This window comes from Lentibacillus halodurans, assembly GCF_900112045.1.
Classification (GTDB): Bacteria; Bacillota; Bacilli; order Bacillales; family Amphibacillaceae; genus Lentibacillus; species Lentibacillus halodurans.
This window is the reverse complement of record NZ_FOJW01000010.1, coordinates 101,979-120,906: the sequence shown is the minus strand read 5'-3', so window position 1 is coordinate 120,906 and position 18,928 is coordinate 101,979. Positions and strand designations below refer to the sequence as shown.

17 protein-coding genes and 3 pseudogenes are annotated in these 18,928 nt (G+C 39.3%); 16 read left to right on the top strand and 4 right to left on the bottom strand.

Annotated features, from left to right (window positions below; genetic code table 11):
- Window positions 1-73 precede the first annotated feature (73 nt).
- Window positions 74-307 carry a type 1 glutamine amidotransferase family protein gene (locus tag BM195_RS12915; protein ID WP_090238956.1) on the bottom strand — a complete coding sequence of 78 codons (234 nt, stop codon included), beginning with the start codon at window positions 305-307 and terminating at the stop codon, window positions 74-76.
- Window positions 300-1,613 (bottom strand): lysine N(6)-hydroxylase/L-ornithine N(5)-oxygenase family protein, encoded by a 1,314-nt coding sequence (locus BM195_RS12910; RefSeq protein ID WP_090238953.1) that lies wholly within the window; start codon window positions 1,611-1,613, stop codon window positions 300-302. Before BM195_RS12910 ends, BM195_RS12915 begins: the two co-directional genes overlap by 8 nt.
- A 71-nt stretch (window positions 1,614-1,684) precedes the next feature.
- On the opposite strand from BM195_RS12910, the pseudogene BM195_RS19020 reads away from it, so the two are divergent.
- The 3 pseudogenes from BM195_RS19020 to BM195_RS12900 form a co-directional block, all read left to right on the top strand.
- A pseudogene (locus BM195_RS19020) lies at window positions 1,685-1,930 on the top strand (peptidoglycan-binding domain-containing protein); the annotation flags it as partial.
- Between the two features lie 81 nt (window positions 1,931-2,011).
- Window positions 2,012-2,872 (top strand): annotated as a pseudogene (locus BM195_RS12905) (NAD(P)-dependent alcohol dehydrogenase); the annotation flags it as partial.
- Between the two features lie 240 nt (window positions 2,873-3,112).
- Window positions 3,113-3,343 (top strand): annotated as a pseudogene (locus BM195_RS12900) (DinB family protein); the annotation flags it as partial.
- A 205-nt stretch (window positions 3,344-3,548) separates the two neighbouring features.
- Here BM195_RS12900 and BM195_RS12895 read toward each other — a convergent pair.
- Together BM195_RS12895 and BM195_RS18375 are read right to left on the bottom strand one after the other, a co-directional pair.
- Window positions 3,549-4,412, bottom strand: a complete 864-nt coding sequence (locus BM195_RS12895; protein WP_090238942.1) for an AraC family transcriptional regulator — start codon at window positions 4,410-4,412, stop codon at window positions 3,549-3,551.
- A 1,094-nt stretch (window positions 4,413-5,506) separates the two neighbouring features.
- Window positions 5,507-5,668: a hypothetical protein gene (locus BM195_RS18375; RefSeq protein ID WP_170848259.1), complete on the bottom strand. Its 162-nt coding sequence runs from the start codon at window positions 5,666-5,668 to the stop codon at window positions 5,507-5,509.
- Between the two features lie 139 nt (window positions 5,669-5,807).
- Between BM195_RS18375 and BM195_RS12885 the strand changes: the two genes are divergently transcribed.
- The 13 genes from BM195_RS12885 (at window position 5,808) to BM195_RS12825 (ending at window position 18,905) form a co-directional block, all read left to right on the top strand.
- Window positions 5,808-6,755, top strand: a complete 948-nt coding sequence (locus BM195_RS12885; RefSeq protein WP_170848258.1) for a DUF4349 domain-containing protein — start codon at window positions 5,808-5,810, stop codon at window positions 6,753-6,755.
- A 436-nt stretch (window positions 6,756-7,191) separates the two neighbouring features.
- The gene (locus tag BM195_RS18880; RefSeq protein ID WP_280141268.1) at window positions 7,192-7,512 is read left to right on the top strand and encodes an SDR family NAD(P)-dependent oxidoreductase; all 321 of its coding nucleotides are present in this window, start codon (window positions 7,192-7,194) and stop codon (window positions 7,510-7,512) included.
- 20 nt (window positions 7,513-7,532) lie between these two features.
- Window positions 7,533-7,850 carry an SDR family oxidoreductase gene (locus tag BM195_RS18875; RefSeq protein WP_280141267.1) on the top strand — a complete coding sequence of 106 codons (318 nt, stop codon included), beginning with the start codon at window positions 7,533-7,535 and terminating at the stop codon, window positions 7,848-7,850.
- Between the two features lie 600 nt (window positions 7,851-8,450).
- A complete protein-coding gene (locus BM195_RS12870) occupies window positions 8,451-9,137 on the top strand; it encodes a CoA transferase subunit A (RefSeq protein WP_090238933.1) in 687 nt (228 codons plus the stop codon).
- On the top strand, window positions 9,121-9,765 hold the full coding sequence (locus BM195_RS12865; protein WP_090238930.1) for a 3-oxoacid CoA-transferase subunit B: 645 nt from the start codon (window positions 9,121-9,123) through the stop codon (window positions 9,763-9,765). The genes BM195_RS12870 and BM195_RS12865 overlap by 17 nt, the downstream gene beginning before the upstream one ends.
- A 22-nt stretch (window positions 9,766-9,787) precedes the next feature.
- The gene (locus BM195_RS12860) at window positions 9,788-10,780 is read left to right on the top strand and encodes a TAXI family TRAP transporter solute-binding subunit (protein ID WP_090238927.1); all 993 of its coding nucleotides are present in this window, start codon (window positions 9,788-9,790) and stop codon (window positions 10,778-10,780) included.
- Window positions 10,781-10,817: 37 nt separating this feature from the next.
- Window positions 10,818-12,782, top strand: coding sequence for a TRAP transporter permease (locus BM195_RS12855; RefSeq protein ID WP_090238924.1), 1,965 nt, complete (start codon window positions 10,818-10,820; stop codon window positions 12,780-12,782).
- 2 nt (window positions 12,783-12,784) lie between these two features.
- Window positions 12,785-13,630: a 3-hydroxyacyl-CoA dehydrogenase NAD-binding domain-containing protein gene (locus BM195_RS12850; RefSeq protein ID WP_090238922.1), complete on the top strand. Its 846-nt coding sequence runs from the start codon at window positions 12,785-12,787 to the stop codon at window positions 13,628-13,630.
- Window positions 13,631-13,643: 13 nt separating this feature from the next.
- On the top strand, window positions 13,644-14,426 hold the full coding sequence (locus tag BM195_RS12845) for an enoyl-CoA hydratase/isomerase family protein (protein WP_090238919.1): 783 nt from the start codon (window positions 13,644-13,646) through the stop codon (window positions 14,424-14,426).
- An 18-nt stretch (window positions 14,427-14,444) separates the two neighbouring features.
- Window positions 14,445-15,605 (top strand): acyl-CoA dehydrogenase family protein, encoded by a 1,161-nt coding sequence (locus tag BM195_RS12840; protein ID WP_090238916.1) that lies wholly within the window; start codon window positions 14,445-14,447, stop codon window positions 15,603-15,605.
- A gap of 1 nt (window position 15,606) precedes the next feature.
- The gene (locus BM195_RS12835; protein ID WP_090238914.1) at window positions 15,607-16,791 is read left to right on the top strand and encodes a thiolase family protein; all 1,185 of its coding nucleotides are present in this window, start codon (window positions 15,607-15,609) and stop codon (window positions 16,789-16,791) included.
- Between the two features lie 85 nt (window positions 16,792-16,876).
- A complete protein-coding gene (locus BM195_RS12830; RefSeq protein ID WP_090238911.1) occupies window positions 16,877-17,851 on the top strand; it encodes an NAD(P)H-dependent flavin oxidoreductase in 975 nt (324 codons plus the stop codon).
- 298 nt (window positions 17,852-18,149) lie between these two features.
- The gene (locus BM195_RS12825) at window positions 18,150-18,905 is read left to right on the top strand and encodes an IclR family transcriptional regulator (protein WP_170848257.1); all 756 of its coding nucleotides are present in this window, start codon (window positions 18,150-18,152) and stop codon (window positions 18,903-18,905) included.
- Window positions 18,906-18,928 lie beyond the last annotated feature (23 nt).

The window sequence follows — 18,928 nt, the reverse complement described above, 5'->3', positions numbered from 1 at the left end:
GATGGGCTGAGACCCCCAATAAGAAAATCGTGAATCCCAAACACTTGGAAATCAAGATTTGCTACTTTTTTGTTTAGCTTTCCAGAACTTTGATGACTTTTTCAGCTTTGTTTTGGCTGGTCATTGGAATTTGTCCGGTAGCCAAATGACAGTCAAGAACTGAAAAATCTGTCCAATCATCACTACGAACAAACTCAGCACCTTTTTCTCGCAGTTTAGATTCAAGTAAAAATGGCATATGTTGATCTAACGTCATATCTTTTTTACGAAAATTGAATGGATTACTATTTTTGGATAGGTTATTCATCTTCCATTGTAAACTGCTGAAAGATGGTGTCACGTCTGTCCTTGTATACTTCCTGTCCAGCAAGCAAGTTTATGATTTGAATGTTCTTTTGAACGGCCAATCCCAAGTTGGTGGCTGCCGTGCCATGAGAATGCTCCAAATTGGTCATGGTGAAAAAACGGTGGTCTCGCTGATCATTAAACACGAGTTGATAATCTCGGGTAACTTTATAAAGTTCCTCGTCTTCCCACATAATTTTATCCTTAAAACGATCATAGAACCATGCAGGAATATGTGGCTTATAGCCTGTTGCCAGGATGACCTTATTCGTTTCATAGTTGAAGGAATTTTCTTTTTGCCACTGATGACAGTGCAATACATACTTGTTATGGTTTCGGCTTATGTGCTTCACCTCTGTATTGGGCTGGATGGTTACCGGCTGTTTCGTTTGGCCAATTGTTTTATGGTAAAGCGTTTCGTATAATTCCATCAATGTCTGTGGATTAATCCCTTTTCTTAGTGTTCCTAGTGTGTCTAATGTGTCGAGGCGCTGCTTAAAGCCAAGCGAATGAAAATAATCTACAAAATCGGGCGAAAAATACTCCTGGCCAAATTTGGCTTTTTCCAATTGAAATAGGCCACTGGAACGCGTGAATACCGTCAATTGAAATACTTTATTTTCCTGTTCTTTTAACAGATCCAGGAAGACCTCGATGGCACTCTGACCAGAACCTACTATTGTAATGTGAGGGGATTCAACTAAGTTTTCCTTTTCGTACATGAATCGATCAGTATGTAAAACATCTTCCTTTGGGTGTCCTGTCATGGTGTCTAGTACCAGGGGTTCACTGCCAGTTGCCATGGTTATATTTTTGGCGAAGTATGAGGATCGTTTTTGAGTTGAGGTTTCTTCCACGACCACCTCATAGTGCGGTTCATCGGCTTCTTCATGATCTATCACATCGACTACCTCATAACCGAAGTTGAGCTGTTCCAATTGATCGGCCACCCATTGCAGGTATTGATTATATTCCTGACGGGGAATCTGAAACTTGTTAAAAAAGTAGAACTGGTACAGACGATTGTGTTCATGTAAATAGTTGATGTAGGTGAATCGGCTTGTTGGATCAGCGAATGTGACAAGGTCCCCTAAAAAGGGGGTGGTTAAATTCATCCGTTCAATTAACATCCCGGGATGCCATTCAAACTTTGGCGTCTTATCAAAAAACAAGCCATCAAGTTCAGGGATAACGTCCAAGAGAGCAGCTAATCCAAGATTATAAGGCCCTATCCCAATCCCGATTATATCGTACAATTTGTCAGGCATTTGTTCCACTTCCCTCCAGACGAATCTTCATATTATCATCTCCAAGTCTTCAGGGATTATGCTTCGATTGAATCGTCAATGCGTTTTTAGTATTCACAGTACTAATCATTGTTAGTGAAGATACTAATGTACAAGCAGCAACTTTATTAGAGAATGGAAGTTCAGGACAAGAAGTATACGATGTACAAGCAAAATTGTTTAGAATGGGGTATTTAAATACAGATCCTACGGGGTATTATGGTCCACTAACAGAAAGGGCAGTTAAAGATTTTCAATATGAAACACATCTTTGGGTAGACGGAGTTGTTGGAACAAGTACTCGAAATCAAATTGAATATTATAATTTTGCAAGAGAAAAAACAAGTATTAAAAAAACAAGTTATTGGAGGTTTAAACAAATGATAACAGCTAAAGCGCGAGTAGTAGACGTTCCAGACAAACCGTTTCGATCTGCTGAAATTAAAAGACGTAATCTTGATTCACATGATGTTCTGATTGAAATTAAATATGCAGGCATATGTCATTCCGACATCCATATTGCTCATAGCGAATGGGGTCCTGTGAACTATCCTCTTGTACCTGGACATGAGATTGCGGGTATTGTAACAGATGTTGGAGCCGAGGTGACAAAGTATAAAATCGGTGACCGAGTAGGGGTCGGATGCATGGTTGATCCCTGTGGTGAATGCGAGAACTGCCGTAATGGAGAAGAACAATACTGCCTCAATGGAAAAACAGACACCTACGCAGCTGTTGACAAATACGGCGAGCCTACTCAAGGTGGCTATTCTACCCATATTGTTGTAACGGAGGATTTCGTACTCAGAATCCCCGATAACATTGAGCTTGATGTAGCAGCACCATTACTCTGTGCAGGTATTACGACATATTCCCCACTAAATCATTGGGAGGCTGGACCTGGTAAGAAAGTAGCGGTTGTTGGTATGGGTGGTCTTGGTCATATGGCTGTCAAGATTGCACACGCCATGGGTGCAGAAGTTACTGTTCTGTCACAAACATTGAAGAAAAAAGAATATGGTCTGCAATTCGGTGTCGACAACTACTATGCCACCAGTGATCCTGAGACATTTAATAAGCTTGCAGGTTCTTTTGACCTGATCATTAATACGGTTAGTGCAAAGATTGATATTAATGCTTATTTCTCATTGCTAACGCTGGATGGTACCCTAGTAAATGTTGGTGCACCCGCAGAGCCATTGTCAGTAAATGTATTCTCTCTTAGCAGTCAGCGACGTTCCTTACAACAAATGGGGTAGAGATACTTTAGGATTTGGTCTCTATCTTTTTCGGAATTAACCTATTATAGCCGTCTTTTTTCAAAGGACGCCTGTTCATATTGATATAAGGTAATTGGTTGTCACTATATAAATGGAACAAAAGATCTTCAATTATAGGTCGCTTTTTCATAATAAGGAATAGCGCCAATAACGTATCATATGAAGGGCCATTTGACGGAATAAGTTTAGTAAAAACATTGCCATAAGAAAGTGGAACCTTTTATTATTTCATGGACGACTGAGATGGAATCACAGACTCTTTCAGAAACCGATTCTAGTGGCGAGACGATTAACTTTAGATACGGAGAGATCATGCGTCATGTTATTGCCCACGAGATACATCATATAGGCCAGCTATCCGTATGGGCATGTGAAATAGGGAAAAAGCCGGTGAATGCCAACTTGATAGGAAGGGGATTATTTGATAACTAGGAACCCTTAAACTGGAATTTAAAAGACAGAGATAGTTTGTGAAATACTTAATGTAACGTGGGCACTCAATTCAAAAGAAGCAACGCCATCTTATCAGCGTTACTCTTCATAGGTTATTGATTCTGTTCTTTACGTCGTTATCTTACGGTATTCTTCTTGACTTCTAAAGAGCAAAATTGTACTGAATACAATGATTTCTGTATTTTTATTTCTTCCGAACAGGCATCCAAACTTCACTATAAGCGTAGTCTTTTTTATGCTTATCCATTTTAGTAAAAGAAAAAGCAGGGGCATTGATTACTTCATAATCGGAAGAAGGAAGCCATTCCGAATATGTTTTTGCCATAGTTTCTTGTAACGTAGATGGATATGGTCCCTCATTTGGAAATATTGCCCAAGTACAGGCTTCGACTGGTACTTTTTCTAATAGATCACTTACCTGATTTTTAGTCGTTAATACACCTATCAAGTGAGTTAAACCGCCTTCTTCTTTTAAGAAATTAGCGTCAGCATCATAAGAAGCATTAACAATTTCATAAGGCTCTATATTTTGAAGAGAATGCATTTCCTCTTTTTGTTCATCTGTTATGCTTTCTGCAAGCTTTACAATCTCGTTATTAACACCTTCGAACTGCATAGGAACACGCTTGCTTACACCGACTAAATTAAACGCTGGTTTTGCCTCAATTCTAAATTCCATAGTATTTCCTCCTTTGACAGTTATGACGAATGAAAGTTTGGGAGATGACTGGCTTACCCCTTTTTTTATTACATCTGAGGGTAAAAAGCCACTCCATTTTTTAAATGCCCTAGTAAAGCCATCCACTGACTGATAACCATATTTAAAAGCAACATCCGTTACTTTTTCTCCATCCATTAATTCCTTATTTGCTTCCGACAATTTTCTGTTTTTTATATATTCACTTAGTGTCAACCCTGAAAGATAAAAAAATATTTTTCTAAAATGATAGTCGGAAACCCCAGCATATTCAGAAACTTTTTCAAGAGATAGTTCATCAGTTAAATGATCTTCAATATAGTCAATCACGAGGTTTAATTCTTTTAACAATATATCCCCTCCTTTTCATGTCTTCATAATAGCAAAGCTGTTTAAAAAATACTCGACATTTTTAACATAAAAAATATCGAATTGTTAAGAGTGAATCTGGGGGATATCTAAAACCATCTAGTTTGGGGCATCCTGCACGATTCATAAAATCTTTGTTTAAATGGCCCCATGAGGGAGGTTTTATCTTAAAAAATCCGGCTGCTAAATTAAAAGAATATAGGTTAGGAAAGTGAATTCCAAAGTATTTTTCCGAGCATGAAATTGAACACCTCAGAGAAGGGTACTATATTGTTAAAATGCTTTGTTTGAATTTTTTATTCGACTGGCTGTCGTATTGGAGAAGTTGCGAAATAATTAACCAGTGATGATATTAATTTCGCAGGAAACTCAGTAATTGTGTGTGAATGATAAAGGTGATAAGGAAAGGGAGGTATACTTTAATATATACGCTGTGGGGTTTGGTTGAAAAGGTATTTAGATGACGCGACGCCTGTTTGTTTGTCACAGAGCGTAAACTTAAAAAGGCGTATGAGTGTAGATACCTTGAGATATATTATTAAAATGTATTTTAGACCGTGCCGGAACAAAAAAACAATTCACCCCCATCAACAAAGTAATATGGAAGAAGGACTTACTTACATTGCTAAAGCTGTTCCGAATAATATTAAACAGGCTAAAGAATGGGGGGAAATTCTGTATTATAGAATACTAATCCATTCACAAGAAAGGTTAGCTTATGGGAAAACTACTGGGACAACTTGATTCAGTTGGCTCACGTCGGATCAGAAATCCGTTACCTTAAATCCTTTACGTAAGGTATGCAGACCGATTTCAAATAATGAGATGAAAAAGAAGTCGACAAAATAATTGATAAGCTGCAGTCTTGGTAAAATGTTTATAAATGGACCTTATTGTTCAATTGTCATATAACGTTTAAAAAGGCTGCAAAAATCCTCTGTAATGGATTAACGGAGGATTTTCCATGTTGTTTTTCTCTCATTTGTCAGTAATCGATGCAGTGTCGATTTGCATAATATTTAACCTTTCTCACAGTAGTTTAGCCTTTTTGAATGGTGTTTTGATAAAATGGCCATTCATTCATCATCATGCTTCCAATACGTCTCCTCATTACTGACTGGACATACGGGAAATTGATCCTTTTCACTAAGTTCTGCTTTGGCGCCGGATTGGCAGGTGTATGTTCCTGATGCTGGCACACCCTGTCCTGTTCTAAATTCACGATAATTTTTATCCAAATTAAAACACCTCCTCTTACATATTATTTTACAATAAGTCCTTTTTACTATGATTACCACATAAAATGTGTAACGTTTTCCATTAAACACCGTCTGTATTTAAAAAGAAACCATACGGATGAAAGGTAGGGGGGTTATGATGAAAAAAGAGTTTATCATTTTCATGGTGATGGCTATCGGTATTTTGGCAACAGCCTGCAGTAATGAATCGGAGGATCATGAGTCAACAGCAGATCATGCTGATTCAGGTACGAAGGAATTGACATCGGAGGACAGCAGGTCTTTGAACGAAGCAGATGAATCGGGCGGTGAGCAAAAGGATAATTCAATCGATCAGCCAGAGGACGACTCCAGCGAAGATAATGCTGTCTCACAAGCTGATGAAAATGCTCAGGAAGATCGAAAAGTTATTTATACGGCTAACCTTCGTATTGAAGTGAAGGATTATCAAGAAACGGTGGATCGTATTCAAACTCAGGTATCAGAACGCGATGGCTATATTGTAGAGTCGAATATGCATGAAAGCAGTGAAGATGGATCGATAAGCGGCCGAATTTCTGCACGAATTCCTCAAGATCAGTTTCGGGAATTTACCCAGCTGGTTGAAGAAGGGAGCAGTGATGTAGTGGAAAGCTCGGTTTCCGGTCAGGACGTAACAGAGGAATACATTGATCTGGAATCCCGCCTTGAATCGAAACAAGTTGTGGAAGAAAGGCTTCTTTCATTTATGGAACAAGCTGAAGAGACTGAAGATTTGCTGAAGATTTCGGATGATTTGGCAGCAGTCCAGCAAGAGATAGAGGAAATAACGGGGCGAATGAATTATTTGGAAAACAAAGTCGATCTTGCAACAGTCACAATTCAAATTGAAGAAAACGATGTAAGCATTTCCAGTGAAGAAGACTTAAATACGTGGGAAAAAACGAAACAACAGTTTATGAAAAGTATTAACTTCCTGCTCTCAGCATTTTCGGGACTCTTCATTTTTGTTGCGGGCAATTTGCCGATTCTGATTATATTGGCTATTATGGTAATAATCGTTTTTTGGATGATTAGGAAGCAGAGACGGGATAAACTGGAAGAATAAGATATAGATTTTTAATACCTCCGAATGTATGGAATTGCCGCAGACCTTATCAGGGCGTCGGTAATCGCTATAAGAGAGCTGGGACGAGCGATTATTGGAATCTACCAGTTATAATGCTGATCACAGCTGCAGTATTCAGTTATGGACTCCCTATAGCAGCTGTATCATGCTTTTGCTTGCGCAAAGATCGCCGAACTATTCATGATCTTCTGGCTAATATAGTTGTACTAGAACAAAATGCATAAGTTAAAGATTTTTACAGTATATATGAACATGATAGAAAGAACATATAAAACACTAAATTAGAGGAGGAAGTATTAATGGCGGGGAAGGTCGTACTTATCACAGGAGGGGCTGGCGGTATTGGAATGGAAACCGCCCAGCAGTTTTAAATGACGGGGACTCAGTTGTACTTGTTGATATCAATCAGGAGGCTTTGGCTAGGGCAAAAGATTCATTGAAAGGCGATAAGGATAAAATCAAATTAATACAGGCTGACGTAACAGACGAAGAAGATGTGAAAAGCTATGTTAAACAGACGGTAGATACTTATGGCCATATTGACGTATTTTTTAACAATGCCGGTATCAATGGCCCTTTTGCCAAAATCAAAGACTTGGAGAAAGAGCAGTTCGAAAAGGTTATGGGAATCAATGTAACTGGTATCTTTCTTGGGTTAAAACATGTCATTCTGCAAATGGAATCACAGGGGTATGGTAGTATCATTAATATACTGCCTCGAATGCAGCATATATAGGTTATATAGGTTCAGCCGGCATGGCTGGATATATTGCATCGAAACATGCGGTAGCAGGGCTGACGAAATCAGCTGTACTGGAAGCGGCTGAGAATGGCATCCGTGTGAATGCAGTTGCCCCGGCGGCAATCGATACGCAAATGTTGACGACCATTCAGCAAAATACCTCTCCTGATGATCCGGGAGCAGCAGCGGAAGCCCTAAAGCAGGGAATCCCTGCCGGACGGTTTGGCATGCCAAAAGAGGTGGCTCAGGTTGTGATATTTTTGGCCTCCGATAAAGCATCGTTTGTGAATGGTTCACTATATAATGTGGATGGCGGAATGCAGGCAGATTAAGCTGAGTTCACCATCTGCCTGTACATGAGCTAATGTGAATTCATAAAATATGTGCTGCATTCAATACTTTAACAGTATACTTTTTCAATAAAAAGAGCAGGATGCTATCATCCCTGCTCTTAAAATTTCTGCTGAAATGATGATCCAAGTTAATCCTTATAATATATCCACGTCTCCCTCGTAACTTCCTGGCATTGTTTTCTGTTTCAAAAATCACCATATGGAAACGCTCCTGAATGCTTCAAGCTGCAGTGAAATTTTTCTTCTAGTATTATGAAGAACTATTCTAAAGAATGGCTGACCATACGGTGTTTAGAATTGAAGGAAGTGATCGCACTCATGATCGTGGGGCGGTTATTTTTTTCTATTCAGAAAGACGTTTATAAATAAATTGTCTGCATTAGAAAAAGGTCTATTTCTAATTAAGAGATAGACCTTTTTTAAATGGCAAATAGGGTAATATTCAAATTAATTCATCTAGTTTAAAAATTAAAAATAAAAGTTGACTTATGAAAACTTTTCCAGTACAATTCAAACTAATCAAAAATGCAGAATGATCATTCCGATATGTAGAATGAATTCGCGGAGGGGTGAAAATAGATGAGCAAATTAATTAATTCTAGTGAAGCGCTTCAATTCATTAATGACGGAGATACCTTATTAGTCGGTGGTTTCGGATTGTCTGGTACACCCCTTACCATACTTGATGAACTAGCTGAATCGGATAAGAAAGATTTGACGGTAGTGAGCAATAATTTGGGAGAATCCGACAGAGGACTTGGGAAATTGCTTTTGGCCGGCTGTTTAAAAAAAGCAGTTGGATCCTATTTTACAACAAATCGGGATGCTGTATCGGCCTGGAATTCCGGCGAATTGAAAATTGACCTAATACCACAAGGGACACTTGCCGAAGCGATCCGCTGTGCTGGAGCAGGTATTGGGGGTTTTTATACAAAGACTGCCGTTGGAACAAAAATAGCTGAGGGAAAAGAAGAGAAAAACATCGATGGTGAAAGGTATATCCTTGAAAAAGCAATAAAAGGAGACGTATCTATTATAAAGGCTTTGAAAGCGGATACATTAGGGAACCTGATATACGACCATACGGCAAGGAATTTCAACCCTGTAATGGCTGCAGCAGGAAACATCGTAATTGCAGAGGTTGACGAAATTGTAGAAGTCGGAGAAATTTCTCCCCATGATATAGTAACACCTCATGTATACGTCGATTACCTGGTAAAAAATAAATACATGAAACAAGGAGGGGTTTATGTTGAGTCGATTTGATCGCATTAAGATAGCTAAAAAGGTTGCTGAAGAGCTTGAAGAAGGATCAATTGTCAATCTTGGAGTCGGAATTCCAACATTAATACCTGACTATCTGAATGGAAAGAAAGTTTATTTGCAGTCTGAGAATGGTTTGCTCGGAATTGGACCGACACCAGATGAAGAGCACATTAACATGGATTTAATTAGCGCAAGTAAGAAACCGATTACAATGGATAAAGGTGCATCATTGTTTGACAGTTCGGATTCCTTCGTGATGATTCGCGGCGGACATGTGGATGTTGCCGTTCTAGGTGCTCTTCAGGTAGATCGGTATGGTGAAATTGCCAATTGGACTATCCCAGGAAAAACGATTCTGGGAGTTGGCGGTGCAATGGATCTAGTAGCTGGTGCCAAGAAGATTATTCTTGCATCGACTCATCAGGCAAAAAATGGTCAGCCAAAGTTGATAAATGAATTAACGTTTCCAAGCAATGGAGTTAGAAAGGCGGATATGCTAGTTACTGAACATGCAGTATTTAAATTTACGGATTATGGTCCTGAACTTTCTGAGATATTATCGGATATTTCAATAGATGAATTAAGGAAAATTACAGGGACTAAATTTAAAGAGAAAATTACGACATAATGCTTATGGGAGGAAAAGGGATATGAAAAGAATTATTGAGTTACTACCAGGAGTTTTTATTGTTATGGCTCTTTTAGCAGGCTGCTCATCTGACTCCAGCTCGGAAGAAGCAGGGGAAGAAGATGGAGGAACACCATCTGAAATTTCATTCGGAGCTGCTACAGAGGGCGGGTTTTGGTATACATTGGCAGGAGCAATGTCTGATAAGATGACAGAGATTTATCCGGACTCTTCCACATCAATTATTGAAGGTGGATCTATATCCAATCTATTAGGACTAGGCCAAGGTACATACCATATTGCTTTTAGCAATGGTCAAACCGTACCAGAAGCATTAAATGGAGAAAATCAATTTGAAGAACCAATTACGAATGTAAGTACAGTTGCAACGCTTTACCCAAATGTTTTGCATCTCGTGGTAAGGGAAGATTCTGATATTTATAGTATTGAGGACTTAGCTGGGAAAACGGTTAGCCCTGGTATCAAAGGGTACAGTGGGGAACTTGCATTTCAGGATGTTTTGGAAACGGTAGGAATGAGTTATGACGATCTTAGCGGGATTGAATATGTAGGTACTTCTGATGCAGCAGATTTACTCCGTGATGGTCATATTGATGCGATTTCGAACATGTTAGCAGCACCGGCTTCAACCATTCAGGAATTAGACACAACCTTGGGGATTCGCTTAATTCCAATCGGAGAAGAAATTGCCAGTGCATTGCATGACAAAAATGAAGGGTATTTGGAATACACCATAGAAGCAGGTACGTATCCTAACCAGGAAGAAGATATTGTAACAACTGCTGGATACACCGTTCTATTGACAAATAATGACTTAATGAGCGAAGAAGACATTTATGAATTAACGAAAATGATTGTGGAAGAAAGAGAGGCGTGGGAAAACATTTCACCAGTTATGGCTGAATTTGATGCGGAATACTCCGCTGAGAATAATGTAGGTGTACTTCACCCAGGTGCAGAGAAATACTACAAAGAGGTAGGGGCCTTGGAATAAGTTATTCAAGGCTACCGCCAAAGGAGGGTGAGGACATATGCAGGAGAACAATTACGCTGATTGGAATGAAACTCAACAAGAAGATTCCGCAGAAACGAATGTAAAGTCTCGAGTGCTAAAAGGAACAGTCGGAAAAATAATATCAGTTGTTGCGATCTGTATGTCGATTTTTCACTTATATACGGGTTTGTTCGGTATCTTCGAGTCCATTCTTCAGCGTTCTGCCCACTTAGGTTTTGCTTTAATTCTAGTATTTGCAATTTATAAGCCTGGCAAAAAAGCAGGGAAAGGGAAAACTATTCCTTGGTATGATTGGATACTCATTATTCTATCCTTTATCTCTTATTCTTATTTTATTTTTAATGGTCAGGAAATTCAATCCAGAATGAGCTATATTGAACAATTGACAGGATTTGAGATCATACTTGGATTTGTAGCTATGTTTACGTTAATGGAGGCTACGAGGAGGGTTATAGGGAATACGTTGGTTATTTTGGCTATCCTTTTTTTAGTCTATGGCTTTTGGGGTCATTTGATTAGTGGAGGACTTGGACATCGCGAATTTACACCAATGTGGATTATGGACCATTTATTTTTTACTGTTTCTGGTGTATTTGGTACGGCGCTTGGTATATCGGCAACTTTTATCTTTCTATTTATCCTGTTTGGAAAATTCTTGGAGGTTTCTGGTGCAGGGAATTTCTTCATTGATATTTCTGTCGCAGGAATGGGGAAAAATCGGGGGGGACCGGCCAAGACGGCCGTTGTGGCAAGTTCTGTTTTAGGAACAATATCAGGAAGTGCAGTTGCTAACACTGCTACGACTGGAGCGTTTACGATTCCTTTGATGAAGAAGACGGGTTATCGGAAACACTTTGCCGGAGCGGTGGAAGCAGTATCCTCAACTGGTGGACAACTTATGCCACCTATTATGGGAGCATCTGCTTTTATCATTGCTGCCTACTTAGGAGTGCCTTATATGGAGCTAGCAGTTGCTGCGATAATTCCTTCCCTTCTCTATTATGTATCCTTGTTTATTCAGGTGGACTTAAGAGCAAGAAGAAATGGGATGAAAGGGTTAAAGAAAGAGGAGCTCCCAAATTTCTGGAGTGTATTTAAAAAAGGGTTTCTTTTTTTAATCCCTCTTGTCATTATTGTTGTCTTTCTTGTTGGAGGTAGTTCACCAATGAAAGCAGGACTTTATGCCATTATCTCAACCATACTTGTAGCAGCGGTTCAACCCACCACACGTCTTTCCTGGAAACAGATTATTAAGGCTTTAGATATTGGCGCGAAAGCATCATTGGAAACGGCCATTGCCTGTGCTGTTGCAGGATTAATTGTCGGTATGATTAGTTTAACTGGAATTGGACTTAAGTTTAGCAGTCTGATTATTGACTTTTCCGGTGGGGTTCTAATAATCGCTTTGCTTTTTACAATGATTGCAAGCATTATTTTGGGTATGGGTCTTCCAACTGTTGCTGCTTATATTGTTCAAGTTCCATTGACCATTCCTGCATTAGTTGATTTAGGTGTTACACCCATTTCAGCACATTTATTTGTATTTTATTTTGCAGCGTTATCGAATATAACCCCACCAGTATCCCTGGCAGCATTTGCTGCAGCTGGAATAGCTGGTTCTGAACCAATGAAAACCGGATTAACTGCAGTACGAATGGGAATAGCCGCTTATATTGTTCCATATTTATTTGTGTATGGGGAACAACTTTTACTTATTGGTGACATTTCTGAAATTGTTCTGTCGGTTCTGACTGCTATTATCGGTGTTATTGGAATTGCATGTGCTTCAGAGGGGTGGATGCTGCGCCATACTTTCTGGTATGAACGTGTTACTCTGTTTGCCGGCTCCTTGACAATGGTCATACCGGAAATATACACAGACATCATTGGTGTTGTTACATTAGTAGGAATTTATTTGCTGCAGAAGCATTCGAAAAAAACTTTACTTGAAAAAACTACGGAGGAAGCAAAGGAGATGTAACAATGAAGCAAGCAACTGTCGTTGGATCAGGAGTAATGGGAAAAGGAATCGCATATGCGTTTGCAATTGCTGGTTTTAAAGTTTATGTAAGTGACATTAAAGAGGATATTCTTCAAAAAGCGAAAACAGATATTGAGAATTTGATGGAAGGAGGTTATAAAAAAGGCTTTTTAAAAGAATCCATTTATCAGCAAGCGAAGGAGAATCTTCAATATGATACGGATTTGGAAACAGCCGCTAAGGATTCCGATATTGTAGTCGAAGCTGTACTGGAAAAGATAGATTTAAAAGTTCAGGTTTTTCAACAGCTGGATAAAATTTGTAAACCAGAGGCTATTTTGGCTACAAATACTTCAACGATGAGCCCGACTGAAATTGGGGCACAAACAAACAGATCTGACAATGTAGTAGCAATGCACTTCTTTAATCCAGTTCATAAAATGAAGTTAATCGAAGTGATTCGTGGTTTGGATACATCAGATGAAACGGTTAGCAAAGTTATGAACGTTTCAGAACAAATGAATAAAGAAGCAGTAGAAGTAAATGAATTCCCGGGATTTGTCACTTCCAGAATGAATTGTCTTATTGGTAACGAGGCGATGAATATGTTAATGGAAGGTGTGGCAAGTGCGATGGATATTGATAAGGCGATGAAGCTTGGACTTAATCATCCGATGGGCCCCTTGGAACTTGCAGATTTAGTTGGTCTGGATTCGAGACTGCGCAACATCGAATACCTGCATGAAACTTTAGGTGAGAAATACCGGCCATCACCAATCCTAACAAAGTATGTAAAAGCTGGAAGGCTTGGCAAGAAAAGTGGCAGCGGGTTCTATAACTATTCATAAAGAGGGGGATATGATGAGTCAGTATGAAAATGTACGTGTGGAAAAAGAAGAAGGTATTTTCTGGTTGACATTAAATCGGCCAGAATCCCGTAATGCCCTGGATGCAGCGATGCTTTCAGAAATTGAGAAAGCGATTGACGAAGCAGAAAAGGACGAAGACATAAAAGTAGTGATTATTCAAGGTGAAGGAAAAAAATCCTTTGCTGCAGGAGCAGACATTAAGCAATTACATGACAAAAAGCCGTTAGAAGCATTAGTTCCTGGCATGCAAGGGCTTTATGACAAAATAGAAAGCTTAAACAAGGCTACGATCGCATTAGTAAATGGCTATGCATTAGGTGGAGGCTGTGAACTGGCAATGGCTTGTGATATACGCATTGCTGCCAAACAAGCAAAAATTGGTCTTCCGGAACTAAATTTGGGTATCATTCCCGGAGCAGGCGGGACACAGCGTATGGCAAGGATAATTGGCAAAGGGCGAGCATTAGATATGATATTAACCGGAAAAATGATTGATGGGAAAGAAGCAGAGCGTATTGGTTTGGCGAACTATTTCGTTCAGGAAGTGGAAGATTTAACAGGTGAAGCGAAAATAGTTGCAGGAAAAATCTTGAAAAAAGGCCCTGTTGCCATTCAGCTTGCCAAAATGGCTGTTCACAAGGGGTATGATTTGGATGAAGGAACGGCAATGTGGTTGGAAAAAATTTCACAGGCAGTCGTTTTTGGAACAGAGGACAAAAAAGAAGGAACAAGGGCATTTATTGAAAAACGAAAAGCTGAATTTCAGAACAAATGAAGAAGGGGGAAGATTAAATTGGATTTTAATTTACCAGAGGATATAAAGCTATTACGTGAAAATGTACGTAAATTTGTTAAAGAAGAAGTCGAACCGGTCGCCATGAAAATTGAAGAAGATAATGAAATACCTGAAAAAATAATCGAGAAGTCCAAGGAAATGGGATTATTCAGCTTGAGTATCCCGGAAGAATACGGGGGACTTGATCTTGATATGGTTGGTAAGTGTGCAATCTATGAAGAGATTGGAAAAACACATAATGGGTTTACGACGTTGATAGGTGCGCACACCGGTATCGGCAGTGTTGGAATTGTTGAGCTTGGAGACGAAGAACAGAAGCAGAAATATCTGCCGAAAATGGCGACAGGAGAATGGATTGGTGCTTTTGCACTGACAGAGCCTGCTGCAGGGTCAAATGCAGCTAACCTGAAAACAACCGCTGAAAAAAAAGGGGATCAATATATCATTAACGGTTCCAAACACTACATAACAAATGCGGTTGATGCTAATGTATTTACAGTTATGGCAGTTACTGATCCTTCCAAAGGAGCTAAAGGCATTACATCATTCATTGTAGAGAAAGATTTTCCCGGTTTTAAGTTAGGAAGCGTTGAAGAAAAAATGGGACTCCGTGGTTCACATTCCGCCGAGCTTTTTTTTGAAGATATGGAAGTTCCTGTTGAAAATGTACTTGGTGAAGAAGGACAGGGATATGTGAATGCCCTGAAGATTTTAGCAAATGGACGTGCTGGCCTCGCTGCTCGGAATTTAGGATCATGTGAGAAACTGTTAGAGCATTGTTTAGACTATGCTAATGAACGAGAACAGTTCGGAAAGCCACTCCTGGAAATTCAAACCGTTCAAAATATGCTTGCTGATATTAGTCTCCAAATGGAAGCTTTGCGTTCACTTACCTATCGTGTTGCATGGATGACAGATCAAAAAGAGCGTGTCGTAAAAGAAGCAGCAATTGCCAAATTATATGGTTCGGAGGTTTATAATAATATTGCTGACTTAGCGGTTCAAATCCACGGTGGAATTGGTTATATGAAAGATTATCCAATTGAACGTTACTACCGAGACGCACGTATTACTAAAATCTATGAAGGCACATCAGAGATCCAGCGAAATATTATTGCAGGTGAACTAATTCGTGAGTTAAAGAGAAAGGAAGGATAATATGGAAGAATCCTATATTATAGGTTCGGTTCGTACAGCCGTTGGAAAAATGGGAGGATCACTGAAAAATATTACTTCAGATTACTTGGGAGAAAAAGTAATCCGGGAAGTGTTAACGCGGTTTGGACCTGAAGCAGAGGTGGATGAGGTCATTTTGGGGCAGTCGAAGCAAAGTCAGGATCAGGCAAACGTTGGACGACTTGCTGCGCTACGTGCAGATTTACCGGTAACTGTTAGCGGATATACGGTTCACCGACAATGCGGTTCAGGTTTGCAAGCCATCAATAACGCCGATATGCAGCTTAAACTCGGTTTAAATGATGTCGTGATAGCTGGTGGTTCGGAAAGTATGAGTACTGCCCCGTTTTATTTGCGAAATGCAAGATATGGGTACAGCGCCGGAAATGGTGTGTTGGTAGATCCGAATACTGAAAGTCAACCATGCTCACAACCAAGAGAAGTTTATGGTGATCTGACAATGGGACTAACTGCAGAGAATCTTGCTGAGAAACACAATATCTCCAGGAAGGAACAGGATGAGTTTGCCCATCGAAGTCAAGAACTTGCAGATAAGGCAATTAAAGAAGGAAGATTCAAAGACGAAATTGCACCCTATGAAGTAATAGAACAGAAAAATACTTTTACTTTTGATACAGATGAACACCCAAGACTTACATCTCTGGAAAAGTTGGCAAAACTTCCGGCCGTATTTAAAGAGGGGGGTAGTGTAACACCAGGTAATGCCAGTGGAAGAAATGATGGTGCAGCTGCACTTTTAATGATGAATAAGAAAAAGGCTGATTACTATGGTTTGAACGCAAAAGCGAAAATTATTGCACAGGCTGTAAGTGGTGTCTCACCAGACATAATGGGGATAGGTCCAGTGGAATCGACAAAAAGGGCGTTAAAACAGGCTGGCCTCTCCTTGGATGATATTGGACTTGTAGAATTAAATGAGGCGTTTGCGGCACAGTCGATTGCAGTTATCCGTGAATTAGGCCTGAATTTGGATCGAGTTAATGTAAATGGAGGTGCCATTGCACTAGGACATCCTATAGGGGCTACTGGTGCAATTATCACTACGAAATTGCTTCATGAAATGGAAAGAAGTGGAGAAAAGTATGGTCTTGTCACCCTATGCATCGGTGGCGGCCAAGGTATATCAACCATAGTTGAATATCTATAATGATAGAATTGGCTGGCAGATGTTCATTCTCCAGCCATTTATTCAATATATCCAGCACCCTAACATTATCTGGAGGAGAATCATAATGAATATACATACAAAAATAACAGAGCTTCTCGGTATTAAGTATCCAATCATTCAAGGAGGACTGCAAGGATTAGGTACGTCAGAACTTTCAGCAAAGGTATCTGAGGCTGGTGGTCTAGGATTAATAACAGCCGGCAGCTTTGATACGAAAGAGGAAATGATACATGATATTGAAAAAGCCAGAAATATAACAAACAAACCATTAGGTGTAAATATCGCTACTGGCATTCGAAAGCCGATGGATCAATTTATTGATGGAGCTGTTGAGGCAGACGTCCCCATAGTATTTACATCAGGAAGAAACCCTGAACCTTATATTGAACAGTTAAAAAATAATGATACGATCGTTGTACATGTGGCACCTTCTATTCGTTTTTTAAAAAAAGCTGAATCGATTGGATGTGATGCAGTCGTGGTTAATGGATATGAGTGTGGTGGTCATCCAGGTAAAGATGATGTAACTAGTCTTACTATTGTTCAAAAGGCGTCCCGTGAATTATCGATACCGGTTATTGCTGCAGGAGGTTTCTCCACAGGAAAGTCACTTTTAGCTGCATTGTCATTAGGAGCTGAAGGCGTACAGATGGGAACACGTTTTCTCTTATCAAAAGAATCCAAACTTCATCCGCAAATCAAACAGAAACTTCTTTGTATGCAGGAAAACGATACAATTCTTGTGAAAAAGTCAATTGGAAAGACAGCACGTGTTTGGAAAAATGAACGGTCAAAAGAGTTGGCTGATAAGGAATTAAAGGGCGCTCCATTGGATGACATTTTACCTTATATCAGCGGGGAATCCTATAAGGAATTGATTGTATACGGTAGGACCAACAAGGGGGTATTATCGCTTGGACAAACCATTGGCATGATTGAAGAAGCAAAGAGTGTTAAGGAAATTATAGAAATGATTATCGATGATTTTAAGAAGCAGTTAGAACAAGTGAACCAATTAACAGAACGTATTAAAACGTAATAAAAGCGGTCATGATCGTTTAGCTAAAAAAGATATTAGATAGCCGTTTTGAAGACCAATCCTGTTTGAGTGCCGGTTGATTTTTATCATTGCCTAAATTATAATTCAAAATAATAAGAATAGCACAGTAATTCCGGTATGTGAAATCTGAGTCTAATACATAAATTTCTTAAAATACAAAGCTGAATATATTAATTTTCTTGAAGGCGGTAAGTCTACTGCCGGCTTTTGTCTACAGGTTATAACTTTAAAATGGTTTTTGAATAGTGGAGGCTGATAGAAAATGAGTCAAAGTCTGTTGAAGGCTGTAAAAATATTGGATTGTTTTAATGGGAAAAGAGATTTGTCTCTGATAGATTTGGTCAAGTTGTCCGGATTACCGAAGACAACCGTTTTCCGGTTGGTTTCTTCGCTGGAAGAGGCTGGATTGCTTGTTAAAATCAAACGATCTGGCCATGATGTGAAATATAGAATGGGTCTCAAGCTTTTGGAACTGGGAAATAACGTTAGTGAACAATTGGAGTACAAAAAAATTGCCCTTCCTTATATGAGAAAAATTAACAAGCAATTAAATGAACTGGTATATTTGTCGGTGATCGAAGGAAATGAAGCAGTCTACATTGAACAAATAAACAGTACAAAACCTGTAAGGCTCGTTATAAAAGTAGGTAGAAGATCGCCGCTCTATGCGGGCTCTGCTCCAAAGCTACTGCTTGCATATATGGATTGGGATTATATAGAAAACTATTTAGAAGATCTTGAAATGGAAAAATTCACGAATAACACCATTGATGATAAACATAAATTAAAGGAAGAGATAAGGACGATTCGGAAGAGGGGATATTCCATCAGCAAGTCTGAACGCTTTGAAGAAACGATGGGTTTCTCCTATCCAGTCAGGGATTTTAGTGGGAAGGTCATCTCCTCGCTTGGGGTGACAATACCAGCTGCTGATTATTCAAAAGATTGGGAAATCGTTATTCTTGAAAATATTAGGGAGGCAGCAGAACAAATTTCTAAGGAATTAGGTTATGTCAAACATGTCCATAGCTGACTGGATCTTGACTTTAAAGGAGG

Coding starts and splice junctions, on each gene's coding strand:
- BM195_RS12865 (WP_090238930.1), top strand. CDS start 9,121: ATGTTGAGTCGATTTGATCGCATTAAGATAGCTAAAAAGGTTGCTGAA.
- BM195_RS12835 (WP_090238914.1), top strand. CDS start 15,607: ATGGAAGAATCCTATATTATAGGTTCGGTTCGTACAGCCGTTGGAAAA.
- BM195_RS12845 (WP_090238919.1), top strand. CDS start 13,644: ATGAGTCAGTATGAAAATGTACGTGTGGAAAAAGAAGAAGGTATTTTC.
- BM195_RS18875 (WP_280141267.1), top strand. CDS start 7,533: ATGGCTGGATATATTGCATCGAAACATGCGGTAGCAGGGCTGACGAAA.
- BM195_RS12855 (WP_090238924.1), top strand. CDS start 10,818: ATGCAGGAGAACAATTACGCTGATTGGAATGAAACTCAACAAGAAGAT.
- BM195_RS12885 (WP_170848258.1), top strand. CDS start 5,808: ATGAAAAAAGAGTTTATCATTTTCATGGTGATGGCTATCGGTATTTTG.
- BM195_RS12830 (WP_090238911.1), top strand. CDS start 16,877: ATGAATATACATACAAAAATAACAGAGCTTCTCGGTATTAAGTATCCA.
- BM195_RS12910 (WP_090238953.1), bottom strand. CDS start 1,613: ATGCCTGACAAATTGTACGATATAATCGGGATTGGGATAGGGCCTTAT.
- BM195_RS12870 (WP_090238933.1), top strand. CDS start 8,451: ATGAGCAAATTAATTAATTCTAGTGAAGCGCTTCAATTCATTAATGAC.
- BM195_RS12850 (WP_090238922.1), top strand. CDS start 12,785: ATGAAGCAAGCAACTGTCGTTGGATCAGGAGTAATGGGAAAAGGAATC.
- BM195_RS12860 (WP_090238927.1), top strand. CDS start 9,788: ATGAAAAGAATTATTGAGTTACTACCAGGAGTTTTTATTGTTATGGCT.
- BM195_RS12915 (WP_090238956.1), bottom strand. CDS start 307: ATGAATAACCTATCCAAAAATAGTAATCCATTCAATTTTCGTAAAAAA.